At 45.5% G+C, this 12,520-nt stretch carries 12 protein-coding genes; 3 read left to right on the forward strand and 9 right to left on the reverse strand.

All coding sequences use genetic code 11. The annotated features are described in order from the left end of the window. Nucleotides 1–55: 55 nt before the first annotated feature. The 3 genes from L5M37_RS13710 to L5M37_RS13720 are packed head-to-tail and all read right to left on the reverse strand — an operon-like array spanning nt 56 to nt 2,413. Nucleotides 56–1,420, reverse strand: a complete 1,365-nt coding sequence (locus L5M37_RS13710; protein WP_105250673.1) for an ATP-binding protein — start codon at nt 1,418–1,420, stop codon at nt 56–58. Continuing rightward, nucleotides 1,413–2,108: a response regulator transcription factor gene (locus tag L5M37_RS13715; RefSeq protein ID WP_113940226.1), complete on the reverse strand. Its 696-nt coding sequence runs from the start codon at nt 2,106–2,108 to the stop codon at nt 1,413–1,415. Before L5M37_RS13715 ends, L5M37_RS13710 begins: the two co-directional genes overlap by 8 nt. A 2-nt stretch (nt 2,109–2,110) precedes the next feature. Continuing rightward, on the reverse strand, nt 2,111–2,413 hold the full coding sequence (locus L5M37_RS13720; RefSeq protein WP_105250671.1) for a PepSY domain-containing protein: 303 nt from the start codon (nt 2,411–2,413) through the stop codon (nt 2,111–2,113). Nucleotides 2,414–2,780: 367 nt separating this feature from the next. Between L5M37_RS13720 and L5M37_RS13725 the strand changes: the two genes are divergently transcribed. Both L5M37_RS13725 and L5M37_RS13730 read left to right on the forward strand, forming a co-directional pair. Next, nucleotides 2,781–3,725 (forward strand): choice-of-anchor H family protein, encoded by a 945-nt coding sequence (locus L5M37_RS13725; protein ID WP_263200842.1) that lies wholly within the window; start codon nt 2,781–2,783, stop codon nt 3,723–3,725. Between the two features lie 80 nt (nt 3,726–3,805). Continuing rightward, the gene (locus tag L5M37_RS13730; protein ID WP_113940228.1) at nt 3,806–4,279 is read left to right on the forward strand and encodes a peroxiredoxin; all 474 of its coding nucleotides are present in this window, start codon (nt 3,806–3,808) and stop codon (nt 4,277–4,279) included. Between the two features lie 71 nt (nt 4,280–4,350). On the opposite strand, the gene L5M37_RS13735 is transcribed toward L5M37_RS13730, so the two are convergent. The 3 genes from L5M37_RS13735 to L5M37_RS13745 all read right to left on the reverse strand — a co-directional run bounded on the left by L5M37_RS13735 (nt 4,351) and on the right by L5M37_RS13745 (nt 6,800). Next, complete coding sequence (locus tag L5M37_RS13735; RefSeq protein ID WP_113940229.1) at nt 4,351–4,740, reverse strand: YgiW/YdeI family stress tolerance OB fold protein; 390 nt, start codon at nt 4,738–4,740, stop codon at nt 4,351–4,353. Nucleotides 4,741–4,894: 154 nt separating this feature from the next. After that, the gene (locus L5M37_RS13740) at nt 4,895–6,160 is read right to left on the reverse strand and encodes a sensor histidine kinase (protein ID WP_131525517.1); all 1,266 of its coding nucleotides are present in this window, start codon (nt 6,158–6,160) and stop codon (nt 4,895–4,897) included. Beyond that, complete coding sequence (locus L5M37_RS13745) at nt 6,132–6,800, reverse strand: response regulator transcription factor (RefSeq protein ID WP_131525518.1); 669 nt, start codon at nt 6,798–6,800, stop codon at nt 6,132–6,134. Before L5M37_RS13745 ends, L5M37_RS13740 begins: the two co-directional genes overlap by 29 nt. Before the next feature lie 86 nt (nt 6,801–6,886). Here L5M37_RS13745 and L5M37_RS13750 point away from each other — a divergent pair, with 86 nt between their 5' ends. Continuing rightward, on the forward strand, nt 6,887–8,179 hold the full coding sequence (locus L5M37_RS13750; protein WP_263200843.1) for a DUF5666 domain-containing protein: 1,293 nt from the start codon (nt 6,887–6,889) through the stop codon (nt 8,177–8,179). A gap of 37 nt (nt 8,180–8,216) precedes the next feature. On the opposite strand, the gene L5M37_RS13755 is transcribed toward L5M37_RS13750, so the two are convergent. The 3 genes from L5M37_RS13755 to ompR form a co-directional block, all read right to left on the reverse strand. Next, on the reverse strand, nt 8,217–10,187 hold the full coding sequence (locus L5M37_RS13755; RefSeq protein WP_263200844.1) for a methyl-accepting chemotaxis protein: 1,971 nt from the start codon (nt 10,185–10,187) through the stop codon (nt 8,217–8,219). 128 nt (nt 10,188–10,315) lie between these two features. Further along, the gene (gene envZ / locus L5M37_RS13760) at nt 10,316–11,632 is read right to left on the reverse strand and encodes a two-component system sensor histidine kinase EnvZ (protein ID WP_173497854.1); all 1,317 of its coding nucleotides are present in this window, start codon (nt 11,630–11,632) and stop codon (nt 10,316–10,318) included. A 42-nt stretch (nt 11,633–11,674) separates the two neighbouring features. Next, nucleotides 11,675–12,400 carry a two-component system response regulator OmpR gene (gene ompR / locus L5M37_RS13765; protein WP_006079507.1) on the reverse strand — a complete coding sequence of 242 codons (726 nt, stop codon included), beginning with the start codon at nt 12,398–12,400 and terminating at the stop codon, nt 11,675–11,677. Between the last annotated feature and the right edge of the window lie 120 nt (nt 12,401–12,520).

The raw sequence follows: 12,520 nt of genomic DNA on the forward strand, positions 1-12,520 counted from the left end.
ATTTATAGCCAAGTTTTAAGAGAAGTAATAAGTCTATCGCATTGAAAATAAAGACTTAAACTGAGTGTGCAAAGCTGATGCTAAATTTGGCACCACCTAAGGTTTCTGAACGAGAGACAGAAATTCTGCCGTTATAGCTGTCGACTAAATCGCGCACGATAGCAAGCCCAATACCATTACCTTGAAGGTAGGAGTCTGCGCGAATACCACGTTCAAAGATTTGATTTTGCAGGGCTTCACTGATCCCTGGGCCATCATCTTCGATACAGATTAGCAGTTGATAGGCATCGCCTGTGACCGTTAATGTCACCGTAGACTTCGCGGCTTTACAGGCGTTGTCGAGTAAATTGCCTAGAATTTCAGTCAGATCTGCTTCATCCCCTTTGAATACTGCGTGTTCTACCATCTCGCCGCTGAGATTGATTTGTGGCTCTCGATAAATTTTAGCTAACGTGCGTAATAACTTAGCGGCGACTTCATCGACACGAATACCTAAATGCCACGAGGCCGCCGCTGCGGTTTGGGCGCGTTTTAGCTGGTGGCCAATGATCCGGCTGATCACTGATACTTGCTCACTGGAGGATTCGCTTAAGTCGGCCTGACTCTTGATCACCGCCAGTGGCGTTTTGAGGCTATGGGCTAGGTCGGCCAAGGCATTACGATAGCGTTTTCGTTGGGTTTGTTCGGTATTGAGCAAAATATTAAGCTGCCGAGCAACCGCTTGTAATTCAGTGGGGTACTGGCTACTTAGCTGCATCGACTTACCTTGCTCGACGGAATGTAACTCTTGGGTAAAGCGTGCTAAAGGTCGCAACGTCCACAGTAACCAACTTAATTGAAACACTAACATGACTAACATTAAGATCAGCAGCCAAGTCCAAAGCTGTTGATTAAACTGATCAATTTGCTGCTGAAATTCTCGCTCGTCTTTAATGATGTGGATTGTCACAGGCACGTTTTGATTTTGGCTGGCAAAACTGACACTAAAGCTATAAATCAAATGGAGTTGATCGGCGAGCTCGATTTGCTCAAATGCGCTTTGACCTGTGGCCGGGATGGTAAAATGTGGCGGTGGCGTAATCCCCATAAAAGATTGCGAGTGCCACACTATATCTTGTTTGCCGCTGGCGTCTTCAGTGGTTGCAATGGCATACAGTCCTGATTGAATGAGGTTAAAACGATTCTCTAACACTAACTCTGGGATGGAGATTTGTTTGTTTTCGACTTCAGTCACCGCGAGAATCGAATAGACATAGGCACTGAGTTCATTCTTGGTTGCGCTTTTAACTTGTTCAGTAAAGGCATCGTTTAAGGCAACGCCGATCAAGGGTAATAACACTAAGATAAATAATAGCGCGCTGGCAACTAAGCGTGCTTTTAGGGAGTTCAACACTTGCCACGCCATGGCGCGTTTACTCATCGGTTGCTTGCCCAGACGTTAACGCTTTTAGGCGATAACCTTGGCCGCGCAGAGTTTCAATTAAGTTGTATTGATTATCTGGGTCGAGTTTTTTGCGTAACCGGCGGATAAAGACTTCGATGACGTTAGAATCTAAATCAAAATCCTGATCGTAAATATGTTCTGTGAGTACAGTTTTTGATTTGACTTCGCCTTGATGCAACATAAAAAATTCGAATAGCTTGTATTCAGAACCACTGAGATTAACCAGTTCTTCGCCTTTACGTACTTCTAGACTGCTGGTGTTAAGGCTAAAGGGGCCGTTGTAGATCAGGGGGCTGGCCTTACCGGCGGAGCGACGGATCAGGGCTTTTAGTCGTGCGATGAGTTCTTGGGGATGGAAAGGTTTCGTCAGATAGTCGTCGGCACCGGCATCGAGTCCTTCAACCTTATCTTGCCAACTGTCCCTTGCGGTTAAAATCAGGATAGGAAAGTCGCGTTTTTGTTCACGCACGCTACGGATCAAGGCGATACCATCGAGTTTAGGTAAACCTACATCGATAATTGCTGCATCATAGTTGTATTCGAGCGCTTGAAATAAGCCTTCTTCACCATCACTCGCAACATCGATACTGTAATGGGCATCGAGGAGATGTTGCTTTAAGTTAGTCTGTAGTTCTATATCATCTTCAACCAGTAACAATCGCATCGTTAGTTCCTCGAGACTCGGCCCGTTGCGGCATCTACTGAAACAGAAAATACTTGGCCATCATTATTGAGGATTTTAATACGATATCCCGATCCGCTGGATTGTACGCTCAATACTTTGCCTTGAAATTGTCGTTGCGCCATTGCCACCGCTTGATCAGGGCTATTGACCGCTAGACGGCGCTGCTCATTCTTCGCACCTTGGTTACGAGGCTGATTACGATCATCATGTCTATCATTACCTGCTATGCAACCAAAGGAGGCTGATAAGCAAGTGATTAGGGCCAAGGTCAAACCAAGTTTCATATCGGGTACCCGCAATGTTCAGCGATCTTAAGTTAATGAGTGAGATGGATAACTTATCGAGTCGACTAAGAATACCTCATCACCTTAACAAACACATAGAGATCAGCCAATTGGTTGGCACAATTCCTTCAAAATTAACTCTGGCAGTTATTTTGTTATTCGTGACAGAACTGAAGTTCTGTTGGCGAGTCTATTTCTATGCTCGCGCTTGTATCGTTTAAGTTTTGTGAGTGTTACCCATTCCAGATGAACTCGGGCTGAACGTATCTTCTGGCTGAGAACAGTGGGCGTTGATGTTCAGCTTATGTTCACCTTCATTGCACTTTAATAGCTCCAATTTGAACGGGTTATCCATAGGATATTCAAGATGAACACACTCAATAAGCAAGATATGGCAGCCACAGTTAATGTTAAGCTGTTTATGGCAACGGCTATTGCAGCTCTGTTTTTAGCGTCCCCTGCCGCTAGCGCTCAGCCCCGCGAACTGGAGTCATCGCAAAGCTTAACGCCATTTACTGCAGCCAGCGTTGGCATTGCTAAAAAAGCGGAAAATAGCGAGCAAGCTGCCGAGCAGGAACAACAAGCCTTAGCTTTGTTACAGCAAGCCGCGCCTGCCAAAAATGTCACTGGCGTCGCCGCTGCGGCCGTGAAATCCTTTGCGCCAGTCTTATCATCCAAAGCGCAGACGACAAACCGAGTGCAACTTATGGGCGCCTCGCCGATGACGCGTGAGCAAGTAACAGCGAAACATGCGAGCCAAGGGATTCCGAGTTCGAGCGCGACCAGTGAAGATCCCTACCGCGCACCTGTGTATCACAGCTTTTCGATTTTTGATGCCAGCAGTCGTTTGTTTGAAGACTTTGACTACGATGGGTTTTATCAAACGTTTAGCGTGACCTTCGACGTTGATGTCAATGGTGCATATCTTAATGAAAGAGCTGATTTATTTGCCGAGCTTTATCTCAGTCGTGATGGTGGCCCTTGGGTGCATTACTACACCACAGACGTATTTACCATTTACGGCGATTCGACACAGGACGATTACGAAGTGTTGACCACGCTCTACACGGGTTATGCGACGGATCACTATGATGTGTTGATTGATGTGTATGAAGTGGGTTACAGCGATATTGTTGCGACCATTAGCGCCGATGAGACCGATAGTTTGTATGCGCTGCCATTGGAGAGTAGCGATCGAGACAGAGAGCCCGACATTATCGTTGTTGAGGAAAGTGGCGGCGCCTTCTCAGTATTAGGTTTGTTATGTCTTAGTTTGTGTGCGGGGCTGCGGTTGAATCGAACTCGAGTCTAATCGCCCTTATTTCTCTCGGTGTTTATCTGCGGTAAATAGGGCTAGTATGGATGAGTTATTTTAACTAAATGGAGAAAGACATGATTGCTCAAGGTCAAACATTACCCGCGGCCACATTAGGCCAACTAACTAAAGATGGCATGGTGAATCACCAAGTTACCGAATTGTTCGCGGGTAAAAAAGTCGTATTGTTTGCAGTGCCAGGTGCTTTTACTCCAACGTGTTCAGAAGCGCATTTACCTGGCTATGTGGTATTAGCCGATCAATTTAAAGCGAAAGGCGTGGATTTGATTGCCTGTGTTGCTGTGAACGATGCCTTTGTGATGAAAGCGTGGGGCGAAGCACAAAATGCCTCTGAATTAATGATGTTAGCCGATGGCGATGCCAGCTTTACTAAAGCCTTAGGTTTAGAGATGGATACTGCCGGTTTTGGTGGCGTGCGTTCACAACGTTATGCCATGATCATCGATAATGGTGTAGTGACTTTACTGAATGTAGAAGAGCCAAAGGCTTTTGAAGCCAGTAAAGCTGAAGTTGTTTTGGCTGCTATCTAAGCGTATTTAAGACATGAAGTTTGAATGTGACCAAAGCCAGCCATTCATTGGCTGGCTTTAACTAAATCCATTTATTGTACGATTTGAATGTTGTCTGCATCTATGGTCACTTCAGACCAATCTTTATCCACTTCACCACGAATAATGACCTGAGTCTCAGGTGTTACTGTGTTGCCGCGCCATAAATCATCATCAATTTCGACCTTAATATCACCCGTAGCGTCACGGAAAATATAATCATCGTGTCCAATGGAAGAAATGATATGGCCCGTTAACTCAATTTGGGCGTCATCACTGGCATTGAGCGCGCTCACCACATCATGAATCACTTGTCTTGCGCTCGGCCCTTGGAAGCCACCCTGTATTTGAGGTTCACCCGTTGTAGGTTGAAAGCCTGCTTGGCTGGCCATAGTCGTGAATGAAAGTGCCATTGCGAAAACGGTAAGAGTCATTTTATTCATCTGTTTGTCCTTTCTATGGTTTTATGTAACTCAGCCTCAATGGCTATTACAGTGTTGCGAGCATAGTGCCAAGACAAGCGTGAAGCGGTTGTGAAGATTGGGTTTGCAACTCAGAATTTGCTAAAACGAGGTCATTTATCCAAGCTAACTTCAGTTAATGGGCATTATCTATAAACTGAACATAAGCCTGATAGCTAGCACCATCGTTTTGGGTTGAAAATGCCCAGCCCATTCGCTCGCAAATACGTTCAATAATAATTAATCCGCAGCCATAGCCTGATGTATCAGTACTTTGAGTACTTAGTGGATTCAGTATCCATAATTGGTTGCTTTGCATCGTAATTTCAATGTTTCCGGCACTGTAATTGAAAGCATTTTTAATTAAATTACCTATCACTATGTCAATAAAGCTCAGTGGCGCCTTGATGCTCAAGCAATCTTTAAGCGTTAAGCTGTAGGTGATTTCTTGCTTGGCAAAATGCTGCGCCATTTCAGCTAAAATGTGTTCAAGGCGTGGTGCTAAATCAATTTGGCTGTAGTGCTGGGATTCAATGTCTTCTTTTCCGAGAAGTAAAAAGGCCTCGGTGAGCGTTTTCATTTGATGCCCTGCGTAATCAATACGTGTAATGGCTTTTTTGACCATTAATTGTTGAGCCTCGGTTGTCGCATTGGGGATTTTTTTGAGCAATTCTACCGAACCTTGGATCACCATAATGGGCGTGCGTAGCTCATGGGAGGCAAAACGACTAAATTCTTGTTCCCGAGTGAAGTAGGCGGCAATTTTAGCTTTGTTGCTTAATAGGGTTTGCTCAATCTGGCGGGTTTCACGGTATGAAGTACTCGGTGTTGATGTCGGTCTTTTGGGTGATAGTTGATTGATTTTATTTTCAATCTCAGCAAGTGGACTGGATAGCAGACGTACAAAATACAATCCATACGCCATGATAAACAGGAGCAAACCGATCCCCATAATAGAGATCAAAATGTGCATTCTATCTTCATAGCTATCAAGGAAATCGTCCGCGTCATCCTTATAAACCACATACAACAGCCCTTGCCCAGAAGGATGAGCGGATATCAAAAAGTGTTTATCTTCATCACCCAGTTGATGTTCGTAAAATCCGGTATTTTGATAAGGTTGCAGCCAAGCTGGTACAAACTCTTTGCTCCAATATGTTTTCAATTCATTGATATCGGGGAGCTGTGCTTTATCACCAAACCTTTGATAATTTTTTAGATATTCGCGAGTCTCTGTGGCCAGCGTTTGCTCGAGGCTAATCTTCTCAATTTGTTCTTCGGCGATATAAATGAGGCTCCAAAAAATGGCAAACATCAAGCTAGTTAATACTAAAAAAGTGAGGCGGATTTTTTTATATAAACTCGGAAAATGCTCAGGGGATAAGTCGGTAACCTTGGCCATGGATAGTCTCTAATTTTGAGTCTGAAAAACCTTTATCGAGTGCACTGCGTAAGCTGTATATGTGGCTGCGAAGTGAATCACTCGAAGGTGCATCATCTCCCCATACTGTATCTACCAATTGCTCTTTACTCACGATAGCGGGCGCATGTTTTAGTAACAGTGAAAGAATGGTGCGCTGAATTTTACTGAGCTTAATTTCTTTACCAGCACGGGTAACTTGATGGGTTTGCAAATTTAAACTGATATCACTGAAGCGCAAAATACCCACATCTAAACGTGGGCCACGATTATGCAGTGAATGCAGTCGTAAGCATAATTCTTCCATCGCGAAAGGTTTATTTAAAAAATCATCCCCACCTGATGTAAAAGAATCAATTTTATCCTGCAGACTATCTTTGGCGGTTAAAAATATAATCGGTGTATTACAATAAATTTCTTCACGCAGTTTTTTGACCGTATTAATACCGTCTAATTTAGGCATCATAATATCCATTATGATGACATCGTAATGGTTTTGTTGAATTAAATTGATTGCACTTTCCCCGTGATATGCACAGTCGGCAATAATCCCCTCTAGGGTTAAATAATCCATGATTGTTTCAATAACATCATGATTATCATCAACAATTAATACTTTCATAGGTTAATTCATTTCTTCACATTTGCTTGACGATCTTCATACTAAGATGCCCAGCACTGATTTAACAAGACAAAATAGGGAAGAAAATGAATAAACTCTTAGTCTGTATTACGGCCATTTTGCTGGCAGGTTGCGGTGGTAATGATTCATCAACAGATACCTCTAAACCCGATCCTATCGTTCCACAACCTACGTTACCCGCAAAAATTAACGGTACAGTAACAAATATTGCTTCTGACAATAATTCGATTACGGTCAATGGATATAACGTCAATATCGCTAATGCTAAGATTCACTATGGTCAACAGCCGTTAGCGGTTAATGCCATTCAAATGGGGATGAGGGTCAAAATTGATAATGAAGGCCAACAGGCTAAAAATGTCATATTAGATCCAAGCCTTGTGGGTGAAATCAGTTCCGTTAATCAAAATACTATTGCCGTTAATGGGATTAATTTAATCGTTAAACCAGCGGACGCGACTCAGTATAAAGTAGGCGATTGGGTTGCGGTAAATGGTTATCCAACGGTAATGGGAGAATGGCAGGTTAATTCTATAAACCTTATCCCCAATTTTGCGTTTGCTGAAATTGAGGGACGTGTCTCTGGATTAAACAAGGCCACGCAACAATTCAATATCGGTTCGGCAGTGATTGATTATGCCAACGCACGTTTAGAAGGCAGCTTACAGGAAGGCGCATGGGTTGAAGTGGAAGGCCAGCAAAGTGGTGCTTCATTTTTGGCCTCTGAAGTCGAAGTGGAAGATACGGCGTCTTTTAACGATATGGAGCTAGAAGGGACTATTACTTGGGTCAACCAAGATAAAACGCAGTTTGAGCTGAATGCCCGTACTCGACTCTATGTCACTACAAATACTCAATTTGAAGATGGCAAGCAAGCTAACTTGGTTGAAGGCAAGCTAGTCGATGTAGATATTCAATCTATGCCGCAGGGTTTATGGGCCAGAGAAGTTGAATTTGAAACATCACATGATAATGGTGGAATACCTCCAACCTTAGGTAAAAAGTTCGAGCTAGAAGGTCTGGCGACACTGACTACCAATAATCAGCTACAAATTAATGGATTTACATTTGATATTGATGCCAGAACTCAATTCGATGACGGTTTAACCTTAGCGACACTTGACCAAAAATGGATTCAAATAGAAGGTGTTGAACTCGCAGACAACCAGTGGTTAGTGAAAGAAGTTGATCTTGAAGTGCGAAGCAATGAACTTGATTTGTCGGGTTTAGTGATGCAAAAGACCTTGTGGGGCTATCAAGCGACTGATGCTTCATTAACGCCATTTGAAGGCAAATGGGTTGATGTCGAATGTCAGTTCGATGGCTCTAATATCCACAATTGTCGAATCGACGATTAAACACAAATAGAGAAATTAAGTGAATAAACGTGCGGTTTTAGGCCGCACGGTTTATTTGGCTTTGCCCAATCCCCAAGCTGGTTTCAATATCTTCTACACTCTGCTGTACTTCTTGGGCGATGACCTCACTCTGCAGTGAACTGGTTTGCGCTTGTTCTTTTAAACTATCCATAGTGCGAACAAATTCATCGAGATAATCGACTTGCTCTTTGGCATTGAGCGAGCCTTGTTTGGCGGTATTAGCCATTTCACTTGCTTGGTTTTGCACTGTTTGCGCCACTTGCCACAGACTCTGAGCACGCAGTTTCTGGCTGCTGGTGGCCTGTGCTATGCCATCGACACTCTCACTGAGAGCATGATTTGATTGGGTAAGTTGTTGCAGAATTTTCACGATCTCATTCAAAGACACTTGGGTGCGTTGGCTTAAATTACGCACTTCATCGGCCACCACGGCAAAGCCGCGACCTTGCTCGCCAGCCCGCGCAGCTTCGATGGCAGCATTAAGGGCGAGTAAGTTAGTTTGCTCGGCAATATTGCCAATCACATCAATGATTTTCGATACATCCGTCACTGAGTTATTTAGGCTTTCAAGGGACGAATGGCACAGACCGACCGCGGTTTGTGTTTGCTCGGTCGCGCTCAATACCGCCTCTGCTTGTGCTTGACTCGACTGCATTTGGCGCATGGTTTCGGCTGCGCTGTCTTCCACGAGTGCCGAAGTGTGGCTCACCTCATTGGCGAGGCTGCGGATATGCTCGGTCTGTGTTTGCGTATCGGCCACAATCGTTTGGGTGTGCTCTGTGTGTTGTGATAGCTGAGTAATGCGCGCTACCAGTTGGCTTAATGATTGAGAAACCTTCGTGATTTGCTGGCGCTGTGCCTCGTCTTCCTGTTCAAACCTGTGCAGTAACTGGTTGAAATGACCTGCGATTTGGCCCGTCTCGCAGCGACGATTAATATCTAAACGCTCGCGGCTGTTCGATTCGCTTAATTTCATAAAAGCTTGGTTGAGACGTTTTAGCGGTTTGACGACACGATTTTGCTGCAGGATTAAATAACCAATCGCAAACAAGGCCATGATGGAAACCATGGTGTAGAGGATTAGCTGTAACTCATATTTCAGCTGCTGGTTCTTTGCTGCCTGAGCCTCACCTAAACCAATAAGCTGTTGTTCCACATTGCTAATCGCTTGAATGAGTTGATCTTGCATCTCTTGGTTGGTTTGCAGTAATTGGTGGGTATTGGCGACTTCTTTGTTGTATCGATTGGCGAGACTGAGCAGTTCACTGCGGTCACTCTCGCCTATTTCAATTTGTTCCGGTTCGCTGGCACCGAGTGCAAATTCATCTGCTTCTTGCTGTTCATATACGCCGATTAACGGCAGTGCGCTGAGGGAGTCGTGCCACGTATTTAGCTCTTTGCTGGTGCTGTCTAAAATACCCTTGAGCTGCTGATTTTTACCGATCAGATAACCATCGGTCAGCTGGGAAAGTTGGTAGACGATAGAAGGTAAATCGCGGCTCAATTGCAGATATTGTTCGGCGACCGCCGCATTTGTGGCTAAGCCTTTATCGGCATAGCTGCCCAGACGACGGTTGTAGTCGAGCATTTCAGATTCGGCGTGGGCGAGCAGTTGCCTAGGATTGCCTGCGAGTTTACCCGCGGCGCGGTACTTGGTATCTAAATCTTGAATGAAGTTGCTTAGGCTGGCTTGCAAGTCATTGTCGGTAGCGCCCATGGCTGCGAGGTTAAGCTGCGTGAGCTGGTTCTTAATGGCGCTGAGTTTGGTTTTCGCTTGTTCAAGTTGGCTAGCGTTGCCACTGGCTAAATAGCCATCGAGATCGCGGCGTACACCGACGAGAAAATCCTGCTGAATAGCTTGTAATGTAAGTGTTTGCTGCTCAATTTGTTGCCGCTGATCACTGCTCCACAGCACTACGGCTGCTAGCAATCCCGCGAGCAATAACAACAGGGCAGAAGCAGAAAGCGACAGCGTTGAAATTTTCATTTTGCAATCTTCATAATGGTCAGAGCCAGTAACTGTTCTGAGTTTATGAATTTAAGGTGACATTAATATGACAAGTGCTCACTTGGATGTCAGCGTTGTCATTTGATTTGCAAATATGTGATCTCGCGTTATTCCAGCGGCAGCCACACTTGGGCTTTTAAACCGCCTTCGGCGCGGTTGGAGAGGGTAATTTGCCCTTGGTGTCTATCTATAATCCGTTTGATAATGGCGAGGCCTAGGCCCGAACCAACACTACCACGGGCGATATCACCTTGGGTAAAGGGTTGAAATAATTTGGTAATTTGCGACTCATCGATCCCTGGGCCGTTATCTTCAACGCTAAAACCGACACGCTTGCCATCGAACTGTGAGCTAATGCGGATCCAGCCAGAACCATAGCGAAAGGCATTTTCGACTAAGTTACTCAGTACCCGCTTGATGGCAATCGCTTGGAATTGGGCTTCGGGGCAGTCAGTTAACACCACTTCTATTTCACCGGCGCGATTGGCTTCTGCTTGAGCGACATCTTGAATGAGTTTATTGATTTGACCTAGCTCACGGCTGGTTTCCTGATCTTGGCGAATATACGCAATAAACTGGCTAATGATGGCGTCCATATCTTCGATATCGTTGACTATGCCATCTTTAAGATATTGATCTTCCTCAACCATCATCTCTGAGGCGAGGCGAATACGGGTGAGTGGCGTGCGCAAGTCGTGGGAGATCCCCGCCATCAATAGCGCTCTGTCCTGCTCCAGTTGCTTCATGCTGTGTGCCATCTGGTTGAAAGCATTGGTAACTTCGACAATTTCACTCGAACCTTTTAGCGGCAAGGGGTCGGGAAATTCACCGCGGGAGACTGAAATCGCGGCTTTTTGTAGTCGCCTAAGTGGGCGGTTTTGCTGGCGAGCAAACCACCATCCCCCAGCGACACTGAGTGCGCCAATCACCATTAAATAAAGGGTGAGTGGCGAAAGATCTGAAACATTTTGGCCGATAAGTGGCACTTTTATCCAAATAGAGGGCGCCTGTGGTGGACGGATCCAAATCTGTAATACGCTGCCATGGGTGACGCGGACTTCAGCATCGCCGCCAAGATATTCCGACATCTGCGATGACCAGAAACCATAGTAAGTGGCTTGCTCAATACCCGCTTCATGCGCTTGCTGTTGATTGTAGATTTTCATGCCATCGTCGTGGACTTTGGCATTAAGGGCATCGACTATGGTTAAGTGTTCGCGGCCAATATCTATGCCGTCGACAAACAGTAATTTGACTTGGCGAGCGATTAACTGATTGATTTGTTGATAACTTGGCTTAAGTACATAGACGGCGACCGTGACGTAAGACACCAGCTGATTGATCAGTAATAGACAACCAATCAGCATCACGGTTTGACTAAATGCGCTGCGAGGAACAAACCGCCACCAAAACTTAGGTTTCATCGTGGGCTCAATAACCGCAGGAGATTAAGATGGCAGCGCGGCTCATCGACGCGCAGCACCATCGGGTACAAACACATAACCTAAACCCCAAACCGTTTGAATGTAGCGAGGATTCGCGGGATCTTTTTCGATTAAGCGGCGCAGACGTGATACTTGCACGTCGATGGAGCGTTCTAGCGCCGAATAATCGCGGCCACGGGCGAGGTTCATCAACTTATCCCGAGACAAGGGCTCGCGTGGATGGGTGACGAGCACTTTAAGTACGGCAAACTCACCGCTAGTGAGTGCGATGGATTCGTCGCCGTGGTACATCTCACGGGTCGCTAAATCCAGCGAGAACTCACCGAAGCTAATCTGTGCTTCCTGCTGGGCTGGCGCACCGGGCACATCTTGGGTTTGGCGACGCATCACGGCTTTGATCCGCGCAAGTAATTCCCGTGGATTGAAAGGTTTTGGCAGATAATCGTCAGCGCCCAACTCTAAACCAATAATGCGGTCGACTTCATCGCCCTTGGCCGTCAGCATCACGATAGGAATAGGGTTACCTTGCTGGCGCAGCCTGCGACAGATAGACAGGCCATCTTCACCGGGCAACATCAAGTCGAGCACGAGTAAATGGAAGTTTTCACGTTCTAATAGGCGGTCCATCTGCTCGGCATTGGCCGCGCTGCGCACCTGATAACCTTGCTCCATCAGGTAACGCTCGAGTAACGCTCGCAGGCGCATATCATCATCGACGACGAGGATTTTCGAGGTTTCTTGTCCCATGGGATGTCCTTTAATTGCTCAGATTGGTGCTTATTCTACTGATGAGAAACAGTTAAGATTAACCAACTGGCTGAAATTGAAAACGAATCTGCCTAATATAGCCGCATTCAACCAAGGCGA

Source organism: Shewanella sp. SM69 (genome assembly GCF_025653985.1).
Classification (GTDB): Bacteria; Pseudomonadota; Gammaproteobacteria; order Enterobacterales; family Shewanellaceae; genus Shewanella; species Shewanella oncorhynchi.